Source organism: Sulfitobacter sp. (assembly GCF_041552635.1).
Classification (GTDB): domain Bacteria; phylum Pseudomonadota; class Alphaproteobacteria; order Rhodobacterales; family Rhodobacteraceae; genus Sulfitobacter.
The window spans coordinates 1-20,796 of the sequence record NZ_JBFEKM010000064.1 but is presented as its reverse complement, the minus strand read 5'-3'; the positions used below and the strand labels follow the sequence as shown (position 1 = coordinate 20,796).

The 20,796-nt window shown below is 57.1% G+C and carries 18 protein-coding genes; 14 read left to right on the top strand and 4 right to left on the bottom strand.

Features of this window, described 5'->3' with window-relative positions; genetic code table 11:
* Positions 1–284: 284 nt before the first annotated feature.
* From ABYT07_RS09530 to ABYT07_RS09505, 6 genes are read left to right on the top strand one after another with little or no spacing between them, the layout of a single operon-like run.
* Positions 285–932 (top strand): DapH/DapD/GlmU-related protein, encoded by a 648-nt coding sequence (locus ABYT07_RS09530; RefSeq protein WP_372991169.1) that lies wholly within the window; start codon positions 285–287, stop codon positions 930–932.
* Positions 929–2,698 carry an AMP-binding protein gene (locus ABYT07_RS09525; protein ID WP_372991167.1) on the top strand — a complete coding sequence of 590 codons (1,770 nt, stop codon included), beginning with the start codon at positions 929–931 and terminating at the stop codon, positions 2,696–2,698. Before ABYT07_RS09530 ends, ABYT07_RS09525 begins: the two co-directional genes overlap by 4 nt.
* On the top strand, positions 2,695–3,513 hold the full coding sequence (locus tag ABYT07_RS09520) for a hypothetical protein (protein WP_372991166.1): 819 nt from the start codon (positions 2,695–2,697) through the stop codon (positions 3,511–3,513). The genes ABYT07_RS09525 and ABYT07_RS09520 overlap by 4 nt, the downstream gene beginning before the upstream one ends.
* Positions 3,510–4,583, top strand: coding sequence for an MBOAT family O-acyltransferase (locus ABYT07_RS09515; protein WP_372991164.1), 1,074 nt, complete (start codon positions 3,510–3,512; stop codon positions 4,581–4,583). Before ABYT07_RS09520 ends, ABYT07_RS09515 begins: the two co-directional genes overlap by 4 nt.
* Entirely contained in the window at positions 4,580–4,738 is a 159-nt protein-coding gene (locus ABYT07_RS09510) for a hypothetical protein (RefSeq protein WP_372991162.1), read from the top strand. The genes ABYT07_RS09515 and ABYT07_RS09510 overlap by 4 nt, the downstream gene beginning before the upstream one ends.
* Positions 4,735–5,805, top strand: coding sequence for a hypothetical protein (locus ABYT07_RS09505; protein ID WP_372991161.1), 1,071 nt, complete (start codon positions 4,735–4,737; stop codon positions 5,803–5,805). Before ABYT07_RS09510 ends, ABYT07_RS09505 begins: the two co-directional genes overlap by 4 nt.
* Positions 5,806–5,915: 110 nt before the next feature.
* On the opposite strand, the gene ABYT07_RS09500 is transcribed toward ABYT07_RS09505, so the two are convergent.
* Positions 5,916–7,850, bottom strand: a complete 1,935-nt coding sequence (locus ABYT07_RS09500) for a Hint domain-containing protein (RefSeq protein ID WP_372991160.1) — start codon at positions 7,848–7,850, stop codon at positions 5,916–5,918.
* A 245-nt stretch (positions 7,851–8,095) separates the two neighbouring features.
* Between ABYT07_RS09500 and ABYT07_RS09495 the strand changes: the two genes are divergently transcribed.
* The 4 genes from ABYT07_RS09495 (at position 8,096) to ABYT07_RS09480 (ending at position 13,111) form a co-directional block, all read left to right on the top strand.
* On the top strand, positions 8,096–8,956 hold the full coding sequence (locus ABYT07_RS09495; RefSeq protein ID WP_372991159.1) for a MaoC/PaaZ C-terminal domain-containing protein: 861 nt from the start codon (positions 8,096–8,098) through the stop codon (positions 8,954–8,956).
* 33 nt (positions 8,957–8,989) lie between these two features.
* Positions 8,990–9,397, top strand: coding sequence for a Zn-ribbon domain-containing OB-fold protein (locus tag ABYT07_RS09490; RefSeq protein WP_372991157.1), 408 nt, complete (start codon positions 8,990–8,992; stop codon positions 9,395–9,397).
* Entirely contained in the window at positions 9,394–10,539 is a 1,146-nt protein-coding gene (locus tag ABYT07_RS09485) for a thiolase (RefSeq protein ID WP_372991156.1), read from the top strand. The genes ABYT07_RS09490 and ABYT07_RS09485 overlap by 4 nt, the downstream gene beginning before the upstream one ends.
* 112 nt (positions 10,540–10,651) lie before the next feature.
* The gene (locus tag ABYT07_RS09480; protein ID WP_372991155.1) at positions 10,652–13,111 is read left to right on the top strand and encodes a CoA transferase; all 2,460 of its coding nucleotides are present in this window, start codon (positions 10,652–10,654) and stop codon (positions 13,109–13,111) included.
* A 96-nt stretch (positions 13,112–13,207) separates the two neighbouring features.
* Here ABYT07_RS09480 and ABYT07_RS09475 read toward each other — a convergent pair whose 3' ends face one another.
* Genes ABYT07_RS09475 through ABYT07_RS09465 form a run of 3 tightly spaced genes read right to left on the bottom strand, consistent with a single transcriptional unit; the run spans position 13,208 to position 16,757 of the window.
* Entirely contained in the window at positions 13,208–14,005 is a 798-nt protein-coding gene (locus ABYT07_RS09475) for an enoyl-CoA hydratase/isomerase family protein (RefSeq protein ID WP_372991154.1), read from the bottom strand.
* On the bottom strand, positions 14,002–15,606 hold the full coding sequence (locus tag ABYT07_RS09470) for a long-chain-fatty-acid--CoA ligase (protein ID WP_372991152.1): 1,605 nt from the start codon (positions 15,604–15,606) through the stop codon (positions 14,002–14,004). The genes ABYT07_RS09475 and ABYT07_RS09470 overlap by 4 nt, the downstream gene beginning before the upstream one ends.
* The gene (locus ABYT07_RS09465; RefSeq protein WP_372991151.1) at positions 15,603–16,757 is read right to left on the bottom strand and encodes an acyl-CoA dehydrogenase family protein; all 1,155 of its coding nucleotides are present in this window, start codon (positions 16,755–16,757) and stop codon (positions 15,603–15,605) included. The genes ABYT07_RS09470 and ABYT07_RS09465 overlap by 4 nt, the downstream gene beginning before the upstream one ends.
* 122 nt (positions 16,758–16,879) lie before the next feature.
* Here ABYT07_RS09465 and ABYT07_RS09460 point away from each other — a divergent pair, with 122 nt between their 5' ends.
* From ABYT07_RS09460 to ABYT07_RS09445, 4 genes are all read left to right on the top strand, one after another.
* Positions 16,880–17,782, top strand: a complete 903-nt coding sequence (locus ABYT07_RS09460; protein WP_372991149.1) for an SDR family NAD(P)-dependent oxidoreductase — start codon at positions 16,880–16,882, stop codon at positions 17,780–17,782.
* 202 nt (positions 17,783–17,984) lie between these two features.
* Positions 17,985–18,332, top strand: a complete 348-nt coding sequence (locus ABYT07_RS09455) for a MarR family winged helix-turn-helix transcriptional regulator (RefSeq protein WP_372991147.1) — start codon at positions 17,985–17,987, stop codon at positions 18,330–18,332.
* Between the two features lie 56 nt (positions 18,333–18,388).
* Positions 18,389–19,552: a CaiB/BaiF CoA transferase family protein gene (locus ABYT07_RS09450; protein ID WP_372991145.1), complete on the top strand. Its 1,164-nt coding sequence runs from the start codon at positions 18,389–18,391 to the stop codon at positions 19,550–19,552.
* Positions 19,553–19,564: 12 nt separating this feature from the next.
* The gene (locus ABYT07_RS09445) at positions 19,565–20,542 is read left to right on the top strand and encodes an NAD(P)H-dependent flavin oxidoreductase (RefSeq protein WP_372991143.1); all 978 of its coding nucleotides are present in this window, start codon (positions 19,565–19,567) and stop codon (positions 20,540–20,542) included.
* Positions 20,543–20,796 lie beyond the last annotated feature (254 nt).

Sequence of the window (20,796 nt, the reverse complement as noted above, 5' to 3'; positions counted from 1 at the left end):
GGGCGGTCGCACAGCCATCGGCAGCGGTGTGCTTTCGGGCACTATCGCGGCGACTGTGCTTGGCGTTTTGTTCGTGCCGTTTTTCTTTGTCATGATCGCACGTTTGACCCGGAACAAAGATACCAAGACGGGGAACGAACCCTAGGTCAGAAAATGACCCATAGCCACGTCCGAGTTTCCGTATTTTGCCCCTACAAGGGATACGCATCGGGCGTCCATATGGTAAGCCGTTGACAATTCGTTTACTTTTCTGATCGTTGGCCCCAAAGTTGAGGAGCGTTGCTGTGATCCTTTTTGGTCTTAGATCACCGATTGTCGTGGACTACGAAATTTCGGCCGAGCGGTCAGGAAGGGCAATTGCCTATGGGGTGTCCGTTTCGGGTCACCCTCGGGTCCTAAGCGATATCGAGATTGTTGAGTTCTTGGAACTTGAAGGCTGGGCACGCGGTCCTGCCATGCCTTGTGCCTTTTCGCCCAAGAAGCGAGCAGAGCTTGCGCAGCTGGCACAAGATTCCGGTTTCGGTCTGGCTGACGCATTGATTGACCCGACTGCAATTCTGCCGCCACGGCTGCGTATCGGGGTTGGGTCTTTTGTTAATGCGGGTGTTGTCGTCGGCGGTGGATGTGCCTTCGGAGAAGGCGTATTGATTAATCGGAGTGCTTCTATCGGACACCATACTGTGCTGGGCGATTATGTCAGCGTCGGTCCGGGCGCAGTTCTGTCAGGCAATGTCAGGATCGGGCGTAACAGCATGATTGGCGCGGGGGCCGTGATCCAATCCGGCATCAGAATTGGTGATAATGTGCTTGTTTCAGCGGGCAGCGTCGTACGCAAACATGTAAGTGACGGGGCCTTGATCGCTGGAAATCCCGCCAAGGTCATGCCCTTTCGAAACGGGCAATCCTCGCTTGATCTGATGGGAGGGGAATGAAGGTGACCCTTTCGACCCAGCTTTGGCACAGTTTCGAAGTAGGTGGCCGGACAGATTTTTTGATCTCTCCCGAAACCACTTTAAGCTATAGCGAAATGCAAGAGGGTATCCGCTGCTGGATGGCCTTGTTTGACGAAGCTGGATTGGCCCAGGGGGACCGTTTTGTGCTGCGGACTGACCGGCAGGAAACTGCGATATCGGGTTTTCTCGCAGGGCTGATCGACGGGGTTGTGCCTGTATTGCTTGAGGGAAGCTGCCCCGATCAGCGTCTTGCGTCGATCATATCGGCAGTTGACCCGAAGCTCGTTGTATCTGATGCCAATCTGCCAGCTTTGGAACCCACGATCATGGGGCAGGTCTTGAAGACAGTCGAGCGTCGCCGTGGGCCAAGCGCCTTGTTTCGCCGCAAATCAGGAAACGATTTTGGCCTTGGCACCAAGGCTGCGTCGCGCGCGCCCCGGTTGCCGGTTGATGATACCTTGGCCTATTTGCTGTTCACGTCTGGCACAACAGCAGCACCAAGCGGGGTTGAGATTACCCGCGCCAACCTTGCCGCAAATCTGGAAACACTTACCCGATTGGGAGGGGTTTCCGGCACATCGCGTATCTTTAATGACATGATCCTTGCCCACGCCGATGGCATGATCCAAGGTCCTGTACTGGCGGCGTGGAACCTTGCTGCGGTGGTGCGGACAGGCGGTTTTGAAGTTCAAAAGATTGAAATTTGGCTGTCACAGATAAGGCAAATCAGGGCGACGCATGTTCTGGCAGTCCCGACCATATGGGCGATGATAGACCGGTATGCGGCCCATGATGATTATTTCGATGGGCCTGAATGCGCGATGCTGATCACTGTCGCGGCGAAAATGCCTGCTGATCTTTTGGGTCGGATCGAACAGCGTTTTGGCCGACCGCTTGTCAATCACTATGGTCTGACAGAGACGGTAGCGAGCGCACTCTATTCCGGCAATCACACTGAGATGGGCACGCCCGGAACAATCGGCAAGCCGGTTGATTGCGAGGCACGCATCGAAGGTGGCGCGGACGAAGGCGAGCTGCAATTGCGCGGCGACAACATTTTCAACGGCTATTGGCGCAACCCCGACCGAACGAGGCAAAGCTTTACCGATGATGGATGGTTCAAAACCGGTGACATCGCCCGGATGCGGGAAGATGGCAGCTTTGACTACCTTGGGCGGCTGAAAACGGTGATTATGTCTGGCGGCGTGCTGATCCTCCCCGACGAGATTGACGAGGCCCTGTTGCGTCATCCGGCAGTCGTTGAATCGGCCACAGTCGGGGTGCCCGACGATATGTTCGGCGAAATCGGTATGACCGGCGTTGTGCTTTCCGATCCCGTGGATGAACCGGCTTTGGTCGCCCATCTGCGTGACCATGTGGAGCCTCGAAAAATTCCTAAACGGATTCATGTGCTCAGCGAAATTCCGCGAGGTCTGTCGGGCAAAGTGAACACGCAAGCTTTGCGCGCAGTTTTGACCGATGCCCCAGACAGCAGCCAACCTACGGCCCATGCGACAAATATACAGACTGATGTTTTGGCCATCGCTGCCAAGGTTTTCCGCGTGCCTGCCGAACAACTGTCACTGCGATCGACACCCGATGATGTCGAAGGTTGGGACAGCTTCACGCAATTAAACCTGATTTTGTCGATTGAAGACCATTTCGATCAACAAATTCCGGTCGCAAGGGTCAGCGCCCTTCGCCGGTTGGGCGATTTTGTCACGGCCCTTCAGGATTGCGAATGAAACTGACGGCAAGATCTATAGCGATGGCTTGGCTGTCGGCGCTGGTTCTTGTGGTTGGCATCTTGATCGCGATAGGCGCTTTCGGCCAGCGGCGGGTCGATGCGCGTTTCACCGGGGTGGATACCGTTTTCCTGGGCACGTCCCTTTTTCGTCATGCGTTGCCTGATCTTGGCCAGATCACGCCTTTACCGCAAGTGGATGCAGAAAAGTCGCTGCGTATCGGGTTAAACAATGGGTCAGAGCGGCAGATACTTGATATGGCAACGGCGGCTGTGGCCTCGGGTGTGGGAAAGGTTTTTATTGAAATCAATCCGTTGGTTTCGCGGTTTGCAACCGATCGCGCAGGCTGCGGGGTTCGGAACAGTATACAGCATCGGCTTGGAAACCTAAAAATTTTCACAGATGCTATCCTGCTTGGCAGAGATATATATTGGCCGGGCGCTGAACCTGCCAATAAGGATAAAACACGCTCCATAAACCCTGAAACTACCGCAAAGTATTACCCGTTGAAATTTGTCGGCCCTTGTCATGTTGGCGCATGGCAGCGCCTTTTCACGACCTCCAAAGGCACCCGGTTCGTTCTCGTCATGATGCCGCGGGATGGTGTCGCAAAGCAGTTGATAGGTGCCGACGATATGGCCACCTTCGAGCGGAGAGCCAGAGCATTTTCAGCACAATTCGACATCCCTCTTTTCGTACCGGAAAGCGCCGGCGACTGGGGGGAAGAACTGTTTCTTGACCAAGCACATCTAAGCGGGCGCGGTGCTGACCGCTTTGGCAAAGAGCTCGCCGCGTGGTGGCGGGTGCAAAAATGATGACCCCGGACCTTTTCACGCTGTTTTTGCTTGGGATGATCTGTGTTCCGATTTCTTGGGCCGTTCCGTCCAAATATGCCTTCGATGCGATCTCCATCTGGACTTTTATGTGTCTCCTGCTTTTGTCGCCGGCTTCGGCTTTGTGGCTGCTCGCGATCGCCATTTTGCTGCCTTGCGCACTGACATTTGGCGGCCGTGCAAAAGGCCCTGTCACAGCGATTGCATCGCTTGCTTTGATCGCAGGGCTTGTGGCGTCTCGCACGCTGCCGGGGTGGGCGTGGATCGGTGGTGCGTTCTTTACCCTTCGCGCGCTGCATGTTGTTCTAGAATGGTGGATGGGGCGGATTTCGACGCTCGGATACCGCGAAAGCCTGCACTATTTTCTGTTCCTACCAGTTCTGCCAGCGGGCCCCATCAACCGTCTACCACATTTTCAACATCAGCTACGCCGTCGACGTTGGGAGCCAGAGCAGTTTCTGACCGGGGCCGAACGCGTTTTGATTGGGCTGGTCTGGCTTTACCTGATTGCAGGAAAAGGTGTTGCCAAGATTGATTTTGAGGTGATGCTGGCCACCGAAACGTTGGCACCATTTTGGCGCATATGGGCCGGTTCGGCAGTATCATGGGTCGAGCTGTTTTTCGTATTCGCCGGTGCGACCCATGTGGCCCTTGGCGTATCGCTGATGATGGGGTTGAAGCTGGAGGAGAACTTCAGCAAACCTTGGGCTGCCCGCAACTTGGTCGAATTTTGGACCCGTTGGCACATGTCGCTGACCGGCTGGGTCCAAGACTATGTTTTCCGTCCCATCACGGCGCTAACCCGTCAGCCCGTAATTGCTTTGATCGCGGCGTTGCTGGTGATTGGTCTTTGGCATGAATTCTCGCTCTACTATATTCTGTGGGCGCTTTGGCAATCGCTGGGGATCGTGCTGTCCCGTTTTATGTTGCCACAAAGGGCCGGCATCTCACTTCCAAACTGGATCAGTGCAGTCGCGGGCCCAATCTGCGTGCTGGGGTGGCTTTCGGCTGCGCGACCCGTGATCGGGCTTATTTTGGGGGGCTTTCCATGACACCATTAACCCGCTTCTATTCGCGCATCCTGCCTGTCTACGCGGTTTGGCCTGCGCTCACGCTTACTTATGCGGCGGCGATTTCGGTTCTGATCATCTATGGCCGCCCGATCACCAATGATATCGTCTATATCGACATCGAGGCCGTGCGATGACGCTGAATAGTGCGCACCCTTCACCGCACCGCATTCTGGTTGTCGGCGCAAGTTTCGGGTTGCTCCCTGCGGCCAAGATTGCCGCGGCGGGGCATCAGGTCACTGTCGTAGGACGGGCTGATGAGGGTGCGGTGATTGCGCAGCAAGGGGTCGCGATCCATTTTAGTGAACACCATATATTACGCCCCCCAATGGGTGACCGCGGGATTTCGCTGGCCACTCCCTCTCAGGTCAACCCAGAGGATTTCGATCTCGCTATCTTTGCCATTCAGGAACCACAGGCGCAGTCGCGCGACATCAGTGATCTTATCTCTCGTATTGCTGACAGGCTGCCGGTTGCGTCGATCATGAACATGCCGCCTCCGCCATTCCTGAAGCGCGTTCCATCTCTGCCCCCAACCCTTGGTGAAAGTGCCTATGAAAATCGCTCAGTCTGGCAGTCAATACCACCCGAGCGTATGACGCTGGCAAGCCCCGATCCGCAAGCGATCAGACCTGATCCAGCGCGGCCGGGGCATCTGCAAGTAACGCTGGCGTCCAATTTCAAATTCGCGCCTTTTGCCAGACCGGAAGACCAAGCAATCTTGGCGCGCATAACAAGAGACGCGTCCCGCCTGCGAGAGACGTGGGGGCCAGTGCCGGTTCATTTACTGACTCGTGGATCGATATTTACGCCTTTGGCGAAATGGCCGATGCTGGTGACGGGAAACTGCCGCTGTCTGCGCATGAACGGTGGCCCAGTTTCGATACGCGATGCCGTTAACCAAGACTTGAATGTCAGCCGCAAAATTTACGAGGCAGTGACTGTCGCACTACGGGCGACGGGTGCACCACCATCATCTTTGGTCCCCTTCGAAAGCTATGTTAATGCGACGCAATCTCTGGTTAGGCCATCATCACTCGCGCTTGCCCTTGAGGCTGGTGCGACATCTGTCGAACGCATCGATATCTTGGTTCTGAATCTAATGCAGCACATGAACTGTGACCCCGAGAGCATGAAAATAATGGCCGCGGTAAGTGCCCTTGTTGAACGATCTTTGGTAAGGAACCGGATGGCTGCAAAATGAAACCGGACCTATCGCGGTTTTGTGCCGCTGTCGGATTGACCAAGGGATGCTCGGATTGATTTTTGATAAGAGGCATAGGGCACTCTGGTTTAGCCAGACCACTAAATTGGTCAAGCTGGGCAGGCTGCATCCAAGTGCTGTTGTTTGAGGACAGGGCGCACAGTCTCTCCATACCACAGTGTGGTAGGGGCAATCAGATTCTGATTATCTCGAAGTTCTGGGAACAGCGCCAGAAGTTCCATGCTAAGGTCACTCCCCATCATTCTCAGGCTCATGTTTCCGGGATAGAAGCTTTCCGATGGGGCATTCTCGGCAAAAATGATCTGGTGCGCGTCGAACATCAGATGGATATAGGTGACCGCCCGCTTGCCGTTTGCGATACGCACCCCTGGAAGTTGCCCCGCGAGGTGTTTTGCGCGCATCAATTGGTCTTTTCCGACCAACATGCAATGCTGCGGGGACACAAGCAATGGGCGGGCATTCCCCAGAACATCTGCATGAAAAAGCACCGGGCGCAAATTTGGCGCGGCACGGAGGGTCTCTTGACCAAGCCGTCTCTTGCCGATCCAGCGGATCGGTTGCGGGCCATTGTCGGCGGTGATGACCAGATCGCCGATTACGAGGTCTTCGATCAGGACATCACCGCGCGGCGTGCAGATCGCTGTGCCGGTCGTAAAGCACACCACGCCGGTGTTTTCCGAAGTGAAGCTGGAATTATCCGCGCTTGCCCCGGAAAAGTTTAGACTGCCTGTGCCAAAGCTGGATCTGCCCGAATAATCGACACCGTCAACACCATCGTTGGACTGGTTGAGGATACCATCATCCGTCTGGTCGGCGTGCAGTTCACGGATGTTACCGTAGAAAGCCGATAAGTCGATGAAATCATTGTTTGCACTGTTGCCGTCGTCCAACGTTCCAGTATTGCCAACGTTGAAATCAGTGATCGTGTCGTTGCCGTCGCCGGGGGCGTAAACGAATGTATCGGTTCCATCACCGCCAATAAAGACATCGTTCCCAGTACCGCCGTTCAGGTTGTCGTTGCCATCGCCACCGTCGATGAAATCGTCACCCGCGCCGCCGGTAATCGAATCATCACCAGCCTCACCAGACAGGGTGTCGTTTCCATCTTCGCCGAGTAGGGTGTCGTTCCCGGTGCCGCCCAGCACGAAATCGTCGCCCCCCCGCGCCTCGATGTTGATGCCGATACTGTCGGCAGATCCGTCCACCGTATCGGCCAGATCCGTCAGGATAAACCGCTCTATCTGGCTGAAAGTTATCGTGCCGGTGCCGTCAGTGACGGTACCGGTCTCGCTACCGGAATAGGTCACGGTTACCGGCGACGTCACCGCGCTCAAGTCTATGGTGTCAAAGTCGGTGCCACCTTCGCCGCCCGTGATCGTATCATTGCCAAAGTTGTCTTCCACGACAAACGTATCGGCATCGTCGCCCCCCGATAGAACGTCGTCGTCGCTTAGCACCGGTGGCGTGGTCGTAAAAATTTGCACCGGTTCGATCGGACCTGTTCCGTTCAACTCGATGTTAAAGATCTGCGTATTTCCGTTTGCGTAGGTGATCGTATAGATAACGCCATAGGTCGTCGGCGAATGTTGTACGATCGACGACGAAATATTGGTGTAGTCTTCTTGCAGGACGATCTTGTCCTTGCCGTAATCGAAGCCGCGCAAGGCAAGTGTGTTCGTCGTATTGGTCGTTCCGACCAGTACGTAATCGGCAACATTGTCGCCGTCATTGTCACTGCCCCCACCATCATCAAGGCGGATCGTCGCGTTGGAGCTGTTTTCGGCGGCCCAGCGAAAGTAATCCTGTCCGGTCGTTCCGTTGATCGTCTGCCCGTTGCTGACAGTGGTATAGGTCGGATCCGCTGTCTGTCCGCCATAGATCGTATCATTTCCGGCATCGCCGGATATCGTATCGTTCCCCGAATATCCGACCAGTGTGTCATTCCCGGCGTTTCCAGTAATCGAATCGTCGTCCTGAGAGCCGGTTAGGGAATCGTTTCCGCTACCTCCGCTGATCGTTGCCATGATTGCTACCTCACTGGTTGAAGCAGCGGCCTATAGGACAAAGGAAACCAAGCCATTAAAGCGACAATTTGCGCAAGAAGCGATCTAGCTGTCAGTATTGTCGGGTGGCACGCAAACCGCCCAATGGCAGATGTGTCATGTTGAAGAAAGGGTCGTGAATTGAAAGCCATCCTGAGACGATAGATAAGTAGCTTGCATATTATTATCATGCTACATAAAATGCAAAAGCAAGAGGAGGACTTGTGATGATTAATTATGACGCTCTCATGGGGCGGAAATTCCCTATGACCGAACATGCCTATACGGAAAAGGATACGATCCTTTATGCGCTTGGCCTTGGCCTTGGGACCGATCCGCTGTCCCCGTCGCACCTGCGCGCCACCTATGAAAATGCAACGGGGTTCGGTGCCTTGCCCGCCATGGTTAATGTGTTGGCCTATCCCGGTTTCTGGGCGATGGAGCCCGACACTGGTTTGACGTGGCAAAAAATCCTTCATGGTGAACAAAGTCTGACGCTTTATGCGCCACTGCCTGCGTCGGGCGTGCTGCTGGGTGAAACACGGATCACCGGCATTGTGGACAAAGGTACGGGCAAGGGCGCGTTGATCTACTCCGAGCGGGTCATCACCGACAAGGCCAGCGGCCTCAAGATCGCGACGATCGTGAGCACTTCGTTTGCGCGGGGCGATGGCGGGTTCGGGGGATCAGACGATGCAGTGCGCCCCGTCCACGCCATGCCCGAAGGTGCGCCGGATGCGACGTTCGATTTCAAGACGCCAGAAAATGCCGCGCTGGTCTATCGGCTTTCGGGGGATATGAACCCGCTCCATGCGGACCCCGACGTAGCACGGCAGGTTGGTTTTGACCGGCCCATTCTGCACGGGCTTTGCACGCTTGGCGTGGCCTCGTGGTCGATTACCGAAGCATTGGCCGGTGGGAACTTTGCGGCCCTGACCCACCTGCAATTGCGGTTTTCGTCGCCTGTGTATCCCGGCGAAACGATCCGCACGGAAATGTGGCGGGACGGCAATGACATCAGCTTTCGCGCTCGCGTGGTCGAACGTGACATCGTGGTGCTCAACAATGGCTTTGCACGGCTTGGCTGATCTGAAATTTGTTTGAAAACAAGGAGAAATATGATGGCTGACCGGCCTCTGCCGACCATCTATCCAGAGACAGAATTCTACTGGAACGGTGCCAAAGAGGGTAAGCTGTTGCTGAACAGTTGCCCGTCATGTGACAAGGCGTATTTCCCGCCGCGGCCGTTTTGTCCGGTCTGCGGCAATCGCGATGTCGAAGTTAAGCAGGCCAGCGGTAAGGGTCGACTGTATTCCTACATCATTAACCATCTGCCCGCCCCCGGGTACGAGCCCCCCTTTACGGTTGCCGTTGTCTTGTTGGACGAAGGCGTGAAGATGGTCGCGAACATCCTGGATTGCCCTGCCGATCCCGATGCGCTGATCCTCGATATGCCGCTTGATGTGACCTTTGAGCAGCGCGGCGATGTCGCCATTCCCCAGTTCAAACCAGCAGGAGCCACCGCATGACCCGCGCATCCATAGCCATCGTCGGTGCCGCCGAAACCACGCGTATGGGCAAAGTGCCCGAGCTAAGCCAGACAGGGCTGCACGCGGATGCTGCGTTGAACGCCTTGGCCGATTGTGGTCTGACCCTTGCGGATATTGACGGTGTTGCGACCGCTGGCCATGACGTGGCCGAAATCATTCAATACCTTGGCATTACACCGACATGGTACGATGGCACGTCAGTCGGTGGCTGTTCCTTTATCACGCTGGTGCGGCATGCGGCAGCAGCGATTGAAACAGGGCTGTGCAAGACCGTTCTGATCACCCACGGTGAAAGCGGCAGGTCGAATAATCGCAGCCATCGCCCACTGTTCCCCTCCATGCAGCAGCAAGAATTTGAATCGATCTACGGACCATTGTTTCCGCCGTCGCGGTTCACGCTTCCGGTGATGCGCAAGATGAAAGACGATGGCCTGACCGTCGAACAGATTGCCATGGTCGCAGTGGTCCAGCGCGAATGGGCCGCTCTCCACCCGCGCGCAACGGCGCATGATCCGCTTTCGGTCGATGATGTTCTGAACTCGAAAATGATCGCATATCCTTTCCGCAAACTGATGTGCTGTTTGGTCAGCGATGGTGGCGGTGCCCTGATCCTGACCAGCGCGGCGCGGGCCAAGGATTTCCCCACCAAACCCGTCTATCTGCGCGGTATGGGCGGCGAAAGCGCCGAAGGGCCGATGATCTCGCAGATGGAAAGCTTTTCATCGTCCAAGGCATTCCGCGTTTCTGGTAAGATGGCGTTCGAGAGCGCGGGGATCACCCATTCGGATGTCGATCACCTGATGATCTATGATGCCTTTGCACATTTGCCGATTTATGGGCTTGAGGATCTTGGCTTTGTCAAACCGGGCGAAGGCGGGGCCTTTATTGCGGAAGGCAATACACGCCCCGGGGGCAGCTTGCCGTTGAACACCAACGGCGGCGGCCTGTCTTATATGCACTCTGGCATGTACGGAATGTTCGCCCTGCAAGAAAGCGTGCGGCAGATGCGGGGCATATCGCCCGCGCAAATCGAAGGGGCCAAGCTGTCCTTGGTCCATGGGGTCGGCGGCATGTTTTCAGCGGCGGCAACGGCTGTGCTCACCTCGGAGGATCAGTGGTGAGCACGGCCCGAAAAACGGGCGCGTGCCGGGTGGCACCAGCGGAACCAATCTGCGGCTTGCCACGGATTTCGCGTGGCCCCGCCAAGCTTGACGCTGATGGAGGGTCTTATTGATGGATGACGGTGCACTTGCGGGCCTGCGGGTTCTGGATCTGACGGATCAACGTGGCATTCTGACGGGACGGATGCTGGCCTGCATGGGCGCTGATGTCCTTCAAATCGAACCAGCGGGCGGGTCGGCTGCTCGTGGGGTTGCACCTTTCGACACGGTCGGCACGTCATTGTTCTGGGCCGCCTATGGTGCCGGTCGGCGGTCGCTGGTTCTGGACCGTGGCACCGAAACCGCACGGCTGATAGCGCTGGCCGCCGTTGCGGATGTGGTTCTTGAGAGCGGTGTGCCCGGACGGGATGGTTTTCTGGATACGGACACGCTGTTGAAAGCCAATCCCGGTGTCGTTCATTCCATCGTAACGCCCTTTGGTCTGGACGGGCCGAAAGCGGGCTATGCAGAAAGCGACCTGACATTATGGGCCGCTGGCGGGCCGTTGAAGCCAACCGAAAGCCAAGCCGGCATTCCAACCCGCGTGACTTTGCCACAAGCCTATCATCATGCGGCAGCGGATGCGCTGTGCGGGATAATGGTCACCCTTGAGGCGCGCAGACGCGGCGGCCAAGGCCAACGGGTGGTCACCAGTGCACAGGCGTCGGCCACGCAATGTACTCTTAGCCTGTCGATGGCGTCGGTCATCGGTCATCCGAACTACGTCTTCCGCGCCGAGGTAAAATCCAAGAAGAAACGCGAGCTTGACCTGTCAGGCTCGGGCTCGCGGACGCAGCGGTCGAAATGGCCCGTCAAGGACGGCATCGTTGAAATGCACCTTGCCCTTGGTCCGGCGGCGGGGCGGTTCACGAATTCGCTGTTTGCGGTGATGGCCGCGCGCGGGGCATGTTCGCCGAAATTCGCCGCATGGGACTGGATTACGCTACCCCCCCAAATTGAAAACGACGAAATCACGGATGAGGAGATGGAGCAGGCCCGCACCGAGGTTGCCGATTTTCTTGCCGCCATGACCAAACGCGAGGCGGTCGAAATGGCGTTGCAGCATCGTCTGATGCTGGCCCCGATCATGACGGTCTCGGATCTGGCCGACAGCCCCCACAGCAAAGCGCGCGGCTTTTTGCAAAAGGTCGGCGCGTTGGCTTTGCCGGGTAAACTCGCGCTTGGCTTTGACGAAGGGTTTACCCCGCTGCGACCAGCACCCGATCTGGGCGAAGGCGGCACCAAGCCCGAGGCCGATTGGCTTGAAAATGCGGATGCCGCTCGGCCTTTTCCTGTGGCCAAGGCTGTGACCCATGTCGCACGGCCGCTTGAGAATATAACCGTCCTTGATCTGTCCTGGGTGGTCGCAGGGCCGATGATCGGGCGCAATCTGGCCGATTTCGGTGCAAAGGTCATTCGGGTCGAAAGTGCGCGAAAGCCCGAAGTCGCGCGGTTGACAGGGCCGTATCCGGAAGGTGTTCGTGATCTCAACCGGTCGGGACTGTACGAAAACTGCAATGCTGGAAAGGCAGGCCTGACGCTGGACCTTTCCCAAGACGCGGGGCGGGCGCTGGTCAAGGAGCTGGCTGGCAAGGTTGACGTGTTGGTCGAAAGTTTTGCCCCTGGCCAGATGGATAGATGGGGGTTGGATTACGATACCCTGTCGCAGGATAATCCGGGGTTGGTCATGCTGTCGACATCGCTGATGGGGCAGTCGGGGCCATGGTCCGCCTTGGCGGGGTTCGGCAATATCGGTGCCGCGATGTCGGGGCTTCAGGTGCTTGCCGGTCGTGATGTGTCTGCCCCGATTGGCCCTTATGGACCCTATACAGATTTCGTGGCCCCGCGTCTGGCCTTTCCTGTGTTATTGGCTGCGTTGGAAGACAAGCGCCTGACGGGCCGGGGCAGACAGTTGGATATCAGTCAGGCCGAGGCCGGGATGCAGTTCATCGCTGAAGCATTCGCTGACCACGCGGCGACCGGGCGGGTGCCGATTGCCGATGGCAACCGCGACCCGCACTGTGTTCCCAACGAAGTCTACCCCTGTGCCGCGCCGGATGGCGAAACGGCTTGGGTTGCCATATCCGCAACGTCCGACACCGCGTGGATCGCGCTGCGCGGGGAAACCGGATTGGCCGCGCTGGCGGATCCGGCATTCGAGACGCTGGAAGGCCGCCGCGCGGCGGAGGTCGAGATTGATGCGCGTCTTGCGCAGTGGTGTCGCGACCAAACCCCCCAAGCGGTCGAGCAGCGCCTGCAGGCCTGCGGTGTGGCCGCGCATGTCGTGGCATCGCCTGCGGATTTGGCAATTGATGCGCAGCTAGAGGCATGGGGGCATTTTCAAACCCTGCCCAGAACCGATGGCACCCCCGCACATCACGAGGCTTGCCGCTTTCAGCTTGGTCTGACACCTGCCAAAACACTGCGCGCGGCACCGGAATACGGGCGCGATACCCGTCAGATTTTGGCGGAGTATATAGGTCTGGATGCAGCGCAGATTGATCAACTGGAAAGGGACGGTGTTCTGACCTGAACGGTCAGGATCACCGGACAGAATTTATCCGACGGTCAGGTTTTCTTTGAGGGCCATGGGTTTACCCGTGGCCCTCAAACGTATCGCAATAACCGCCTAGCGAAAGTCAAATCGCGGCGGTTGTTTGTGGGTGAAACGGTCGATTGCGTCTTTGTGGTAGGTGCTTGACAGACACACCGCTTGTGCCTGCGCTTCAAGTTCAAGAAGCGCGTTGCTGTCCAGATCCATCGACCTTGCTGAAATCGCCTTGGTCATCGCAAAGGCGGTGCGCGAGGTATCGCACATCATGCGGGCGATTGCCTGGGCACGGGGCAAAAGGTTATCAACAGCAAGAACTTCCATGCAAATGCCGAGGCTTTGCGCTTCTTCTGCGTGGACGGTGCGGCCCGTATAGAATAATTCACGCGCCCGTTGCAGACCTATCATCCGCGGAAGGGAATAGAACAAGTTGCCATCCGGTACCGCCCCGACCTTGCAGAACGACGCGTTGAAACTGGCCCGTTCAGACGCCAGGATGATGTCTCCGGTCAGCGCCAGACCCAGACCCGCGCCATAGGCCGGACCATCAACCGCGACGATGACCGGCACCGGTAAATCCCGCAGCAGCGTGATCCAGCGATGCAGGTATTTCATCCGGGGCAGGATATCTTCGGCACCTGTGACCAGACCGGCCTTGTGGTTCGCCAGCATCTTTTTCAGATCCCCGCCGGCGCAGAACACGCCGCCTGATCCGGTCAGGATCACGGCCTCAAGGTCGGAATCGACCGACAGATCCTGCATCGCGCTGGATAATCCTTCGCGCATGGCGTCGGACAAAGCGTTGCGCGATGCAGGTTCATTCATGGTCAGCGTCACAACGCCGCCTTGGCGGGTGATTTGCAAAGCGTCCGTCATTTTGCAGCTTCCTTTGTGTATTCAGCCCCTTGGGTTTCCAGGACATGGGCCTTGATCGTTTTCTTATCGAGCTTGTTGGTCGCGGACAGGGGCAGGGGCCCTTGCCAGATGGTCATGCCGCGCGGGGCCTTGTAATGGGCAATCCGTTCGCGGCAAAAAGCGATCAACTCGGCTTCGGTCGCGGTTTTTCCGTCGTGCAGGGCAACGGCGGCATAAACCATCTCGCCCCACTTGGCATGTGGCACGCCAAAGACCGCGGCCTGTGCAACTGCGGGATGTTTGCTCAGGGCATTTTCGGTCTCGATCGGATAGACGTTTTCCCCGCCCGAGATGATCATTTCCTTGGTGCGTCCCGCGATGGTCAGATAACCGTCTGCGTCCATCACGCCAGCATCACCCGTGTGGAAAAACCCGCCCCGCATGGCATGCGCCGTCTCATCAGGGCGGTTCCAGTAGCCATTCATCACCTGTGGTCCGCGCACCACGATTTCACCGGGCGTTCCGGTTGGCACAGGATTGTCGTCAACGTCCACAATCCGCAGATCGGAATACAGAATCGGGCGGCCCACAGTGCTGAGTTTATCCAGCATTGGATTGCCCGGCACGTGATCCGCCGGTTCAAGAACCGACAGGACGGGCGACGTTTCGGTCAGCCCGTAACCCTGACAAAAGGTGATGCCCGGAATGGCGGCAATCGCGCGTTCCATCAGCGTGACGGGCATCGGGGATGCGCCATATGTCAGCACACGGATGGACGAGAAATCAAAATCCGCAAAGCGCGGGTGGTTCATGACCATGTTCAACATCGTGGGCACCATGGTCATGGTCGTGATCCTTTGCGCTTCGATCATGCGCAGGGTGTCCTCGACCTCGAATTTCGGTTGAACGACCATTGTGGTGCCATAGGCCAGTGCTGTGAACACTCGACTGCCCGTGCCAAGATGGAACAGCGGCCCCGACAGCAGCAGCACGTCATCTTGCCTGTAGCCATAAAGGTGACCTGAACCGGTGGCATTCACCAGAAAGTTGGAATGGCTCAGCATGACGCCTTTTGGCTGACCTGTTGTGCCTGAGGTATAGAACAGGATCATCGTGTCATCGGACCGGCTGGCACAATCATCAAAGGCATCTTCGGCGACTTCGGGGGCATCGGAGATCAGCGTGTCATAATGCAGCGTGCCGTCGGGCAGGGTGTCGCCGGGTTGACCCCAATCGGCAAGGATGAGGGTCTGCAACGTGGGGCACTGCGCCATCAGCTCAGCAGCTTGGTCGCGAAAATGTCTGTCGACGATCAAAATGGCGGGGGTGGAATCGCCAATCACGCCGACCATTTCCTCAATAGAAAGCCGATGATTGATCGGCACGGAAATCGCCCCGATCATCGAGGGCACCACGTACATTTCAACAATCCAGTGCGAGTTCAGGCCCAGATACGCCACACGGTCACCGGGCTTTACGCCCAGCTTTTGCAGCTGCCACGCAATCGCATGGACGCGGCGGTTCATCTGGGCCCAGTTGTAGTCGCGCCCTTCGAAATGGGTGGCGCGCCAGTCGGGGCGTTGATACGCATATTTGCGTATGAAGTCTGGAAAATGGATCATTTCCGTCCTCCAAGCACCGAACGGCCGATGATTTCGCGCATCACTTCGCCGGTGCCGCCTGCGATACGGCCCACGCGGGCATCCGCCCACGCGCGGGCAATCGGGTATTCCCACATATAGCCATAGCCACCGAACATTTGCAGCAGGTCATCAAGGCAACGGCACAGGGTTTCAGAGGTCAGCATCTTGCCCATCGCGGCATCAACGGCGTCCAATTCTCCGGCGACGTGCATTTCCAGACATTTGTCGGTGAACACGCGCATCAGGACGGATTGCGCTTTGATCTCGGCCAGTTTGAAACGCGTGTTCTGGAAGTCCGCGATGGTCTTGCCGAACGCCTTGCGTTCCGTGACGTGTTCAATGGTCCATTGCAGCGCAGCCTCAAGTGCCGCCGTAGCACGGACACATTGCAGCAGGCGTTCTTGGGGAAGCTGCTCCATCAGTTGATAAAAGCCACGGCCTTCAGCGCCAAGAAGATTGGTTGCGGGAACGCGGACGTTGTCAAAGAACAATTCAGCGGTATCCTGCGCCTTCCAACCAATTTTCTCCAACAGCTGGCTGCCCTTGCGAAAGCCCGGCGTGTCGGCGGGAACCAACAACAGCGAGGTGCCCTTCGCGCCCAATGTCGGATCGGTTTTGCAAGCAAGAACAAGGACATCACAATTGCCGCCATTGGTAATAAATACCTTTTGGCCGTTGATAACAAAATCATCGCCGTCGCGGATAGCGGTGGTTTTGATGCCCTGTACATCCGATCCCGCACCGGGCTCCGTCATGGCGATGGCACCGATGGCCTCGCCCGCGGCCATCTTGGGCAGCCATTCTTGCTTAACCGTTTCGGTGCCATAATGCAGGATATAGGGGGCCACGATATCCGAGTGCAGGGAAAACCCTGGCCCCATCGCACCGGCTGCTGCCAGTTCTTCCATTACCACCATCGAGAATAGGAAATCGGCACCTGCGCCGCCAAATTCTTCTGGCATTGCAGCACATAAAAGACCGTTTTCCCCAGCCTTGCGCCATGCATCACGGCTGACACGCCCATCTTTTTCCCACTTCGCATGGTGTGGCGTGATTTCTTCGGCGACGAAACGCCGGACCTGGTCACGGAACATCTCGTGGTCTTCATTAAATACGGTGCGCTTGAACATCGTGTGGCTCCTCCCTCAATTCGTGCATCAAAAACTTTGACGATCTGTGCAAATCATAATTAGCTTGCATATTATAATCAAGCTAATTATAAACTGAAGGAATTCATCTGGAGGAGACAGGTATGTTGGAAGGTAAGTCAGTCATTGTAACTGGAGCAGGTCGCGGCATCGGGCGTGATATTGCGCTGATGATGGCCAGCCACGGTGCAAAAGTCGTCGTGAACGATCTGGGTGCCGCATCGGATGGCGCGGGCGCGGATGCGACCCCGGCGCAAGAGGTCGTGAATGAAATCATCGCTGCGGGCGGTGAAGCAGTGACCAACTTTGGCAACGTGGCAAGGCCCGAGGATGCAAAGGCTATGGTCGAACAGTCCATGGATGTGTTTGGCGGGATCGACGTGATCGTCAACAATGCCGGCATTCTGCGCGATGTAATTTTTCACAAGATGACAGAGGACGATTGGGATTCCGTCATCTCGGTCCACCTGAAAGGCAGCTTTAACATGGCGCAGGCCGTGGCTCCGCAGTTCAAGATGCAGGCATCGGGCTGTTTCATCAACTTCACCTCCACCTCCGGCTTGATCGGTAACTTTGGGCAGGCGAATTATTCCGCCGCCAAGATGGGGATCGTCGGTCTTTCAAAATCACTGGCGTTGGACATGTCCCGCTTTAATGTACGGTCGAACTGCATTGCGCCCTTTGCGTGGTCGCGCCTGATCGGCACCATCGCAACCAAGACCGAGGCCGAAAAGGCGCGTGTCGAGCGCATCAAAGAGATGACACCAGCCAAGATTGCACCGCTTTGTGTGGCGCTGGCGGACCCGACCTGCGATACGACCGGTCAGATTTTCTGCATTCGCAACAACGAGATCTTCCTGATGTCCCAGCCGCGCCCGATCCGGTCGGTGCACCGGTCCGAAGGCTGGACACCGCAGACCGTGCGCGATCATGCCTTGCCAGCAATGAAGGCCGATTTCTATGATCTTGATCGGTCCAGCGACGTGTTTACGTGGGATCCGGTTTGATTTTGTTGGCGATGGCGATCAAAAGCACTAGACTGGCGTACGGACTTTTAACGCCGATAGGTAAAAGGGTATGCTGAGCTTGGAAGATGTTACGAAAGCGGCGCACAAACAGACTTCGTTAAGCGAAGATAATAATCCTATTTATCAGGATATTGCGCGCTTTCGGGCCATCTTGTTCGACACAATGTTGAAGCCTCACGATATGACCATGTCGCAAGGTTGGGTGATGGTGCATCTGGTCCGCGAGGATGGCTTGCGTCAGTCGGAACTGGCTGATCGTCTTGAGGTGGCGACTGTGACCACCTCAAAACTGATCGACCGGCTCGAGGCGCGGGGCTATGTCGAGCGCCGTGCGGACCCCGAAGATCGCAGGTCGAACCGTATCTATGCAACGCCGCAAGCCAAGTCATTGGTCAAGATCATGACCCGCACAATCTTCGAGGTTGACGAGATCGCGAATGAAGGCCTCTCAGAGGCCGAGCTTGAAACCACGCTGAAGGTGTTGCGCAAAATGCGCAACAACTTGAGGACTGCTTTGAGCAAGCGTTAAAAACAAGCTGCGGGGTTTCCCGCGCTTGCCACGACATTTCTGAAAGGACCCGTGAGATGCACCAAGAGGCATCCGCACCCCCGCTTGCGGGGCTGCGCATCATTGAATTCGCCGGGATTGGCCCCGGTCCCTTTGCAGGCATGATGCTTGCCGATATGGGGGCCGAAGTGGTCCGCATTGAGCGCCCCGGCGCTGGCTCCCCGACGGGGGCTGGTGCGCATGATCTGGATTTCCTCGCCCGTGGGCGCAAATCCATAGCGCTAAATATGAAGGCACCGGGTGCTGTCGATCTGGCGTTGCGTCTGGTTGAAACAGCCGACGGCCTGATCGAAGGATTCCGCCCCGGTGTGATGGAGAGGCTGGGCCTTGGGCCTGACGTTTGCCGCGCCCACAATCCGCGTCTGGTTTATGGCCGGATGACGGGCTGGGGGCAGGACGGGCCCGTGGCCAAAACGGCTGGCCATGACCTGAATTACATCGCCTTGTCAGGCGCGCTGTGGGCATCGGGCGAAGCAGGCCGCGCGCCCACCTTCCCGCTGAACCTTTTGGGTGATTTCGGTGGCGGTGGCATGTTTCTGGCCTTCGGTATGGTGACGGGCCTGCTCAAGGCCGCAAGAACCGGTTCGGGCGACGTGGTTGATGCTGCAATCGTCGACGGTACTGCCGCGCTGATGAGCATGATCTACAGCCGCCGCGCGATGGGACTGTGGCGTGACGAACGCGCGTCCAATGCGTTGGATGGCGGCGTGCCGTGGTACGGCGTCTATGAATGTGCGGACGGCGGATGGGTCACGATCGGCGCGTTAGAGCCGCAGTTTTGGGCCGTTTTGCTTGATAAGCTTGGCCTGTCTGTGCAGGAAATGGGCGACCGTGCGGATCGAACGGTTTGGCCCGCAATGCGGACCCGTTTGACTGAGATTTTCAAAAGCCAGCCCCGCGATCATTGGACGGCCTTGTTGCAAGACACGGACGCGTGTTTCGCGCCGGTACTCAGCCCTGCTGAAGCGCCGAGCCATCCGCATAATCAAGCCCGTGGGATATTCTCGGACGGTGTGGTGCAGCCGATGCCAGCACCGCGTTTTACCGACGCCACCACGCCTTTGCCCGCAACGCCGCCAGCCCCCGGTGCAGATAGCCGCGCCGTCCTGACGGAGTTGGGACTGGCTGCCGATGAAATCGACGCGCTTTTTCACGCCGGCGCAGTGACGGAAAACACATAAGGGAGAACTCTGATGACTTTGCCTGCCATTTTACAAAACCTGCGGTTGCCGCTTATCGCGAGCCCCTTGTTCATCATCTCGAACCCCGAGCTTGTCATTGCGCAATGTAAGGCCGGGATTGTCGGGTCTTTTCCGGCGTTGAATGCACGCGAGAAAGACGGACATAGCCTGGACGCGTGGCTGACCCAGATCAAAGAGGCGTTGGACCGTCACAACCAGGAGAACCCGGATCGTCCTGCTGCACCTTATGCGGTGAACCAGATTGTTCATAAGTCAAACGCCAGGCTTGACCGCGATATTGAAATTTGCGTGAAACACGAAGTGCCCGTCTGGATCACCTCGCTTGGTGCGCGGGTCGAGGTCAATGATGCTGCACATTCCGCCGGTGGCGTGGTGTTGCACGATGTTATCAACAACCGCTTTGCCCATAAAGCCATCGAAAAGGGTGCCGACGGGCTGGTCGCGGTGGCTGCCGGGGCGGGGGGGCATGCGGGTGCGCTGTCGCCTTTTGCGTTGGTGCAAGAAATCCGCAGCTGGTTTGATGGGCCGCTGTATTTGTCCGGTGCAATTGCGCGCGGCGATTCCATTCTGGCGGCTCTCGCGATGGGGGCGGATGGCGGCTATGCCGGTTCGACCTTTATCGCCACCGAGGAAGCAAACGCGGCCGAAGGGTACAAGCGGATGATCGCAGACAGCGGCGCTGACGACATTGTGTATTCAAACCTGTTTACCGGCGTCTGGGGCAACTATCTGAAGCCGTCTATCGCAGCGGCAGGGATGGATCCGGATGCGTTGGAGCAATCTGACCCGTCCAAAATGAATTTTGCGGAGGACCGTGAAAAACCCAAAAGCTGGAAAGAGATTTGGGGATCGGGGCAGGGCATTGGCGCGGTTGAAGATGTTGTCCCAGCTTCGGAAATGGTCGCACGCCTGAAGCGTGAATTTGATGCTGCCCGTACGCGGTTGGACAGAACGCTTAGCGCATACTGACAAGTATTTAACGTGCTTGGACGGGAGTCGCTCGAATAAATAGATTGCTAGATAATAGTTATCATGCTATTTAATATTTAATATAAGTCGGGTGCAAACATACCCGAAACAAAAGGGAGGAGAGACTATGAAGAAGCCTATTCTAGGGGCCGTCATGGCCGCATCAGTTTCGGTTTTGGCCATGGCGGCCCATGCGGAAACACGGCTGATCGCAAACGAACCTGGACCGAACCGCGGCGTGCGGGCCGAGGCTG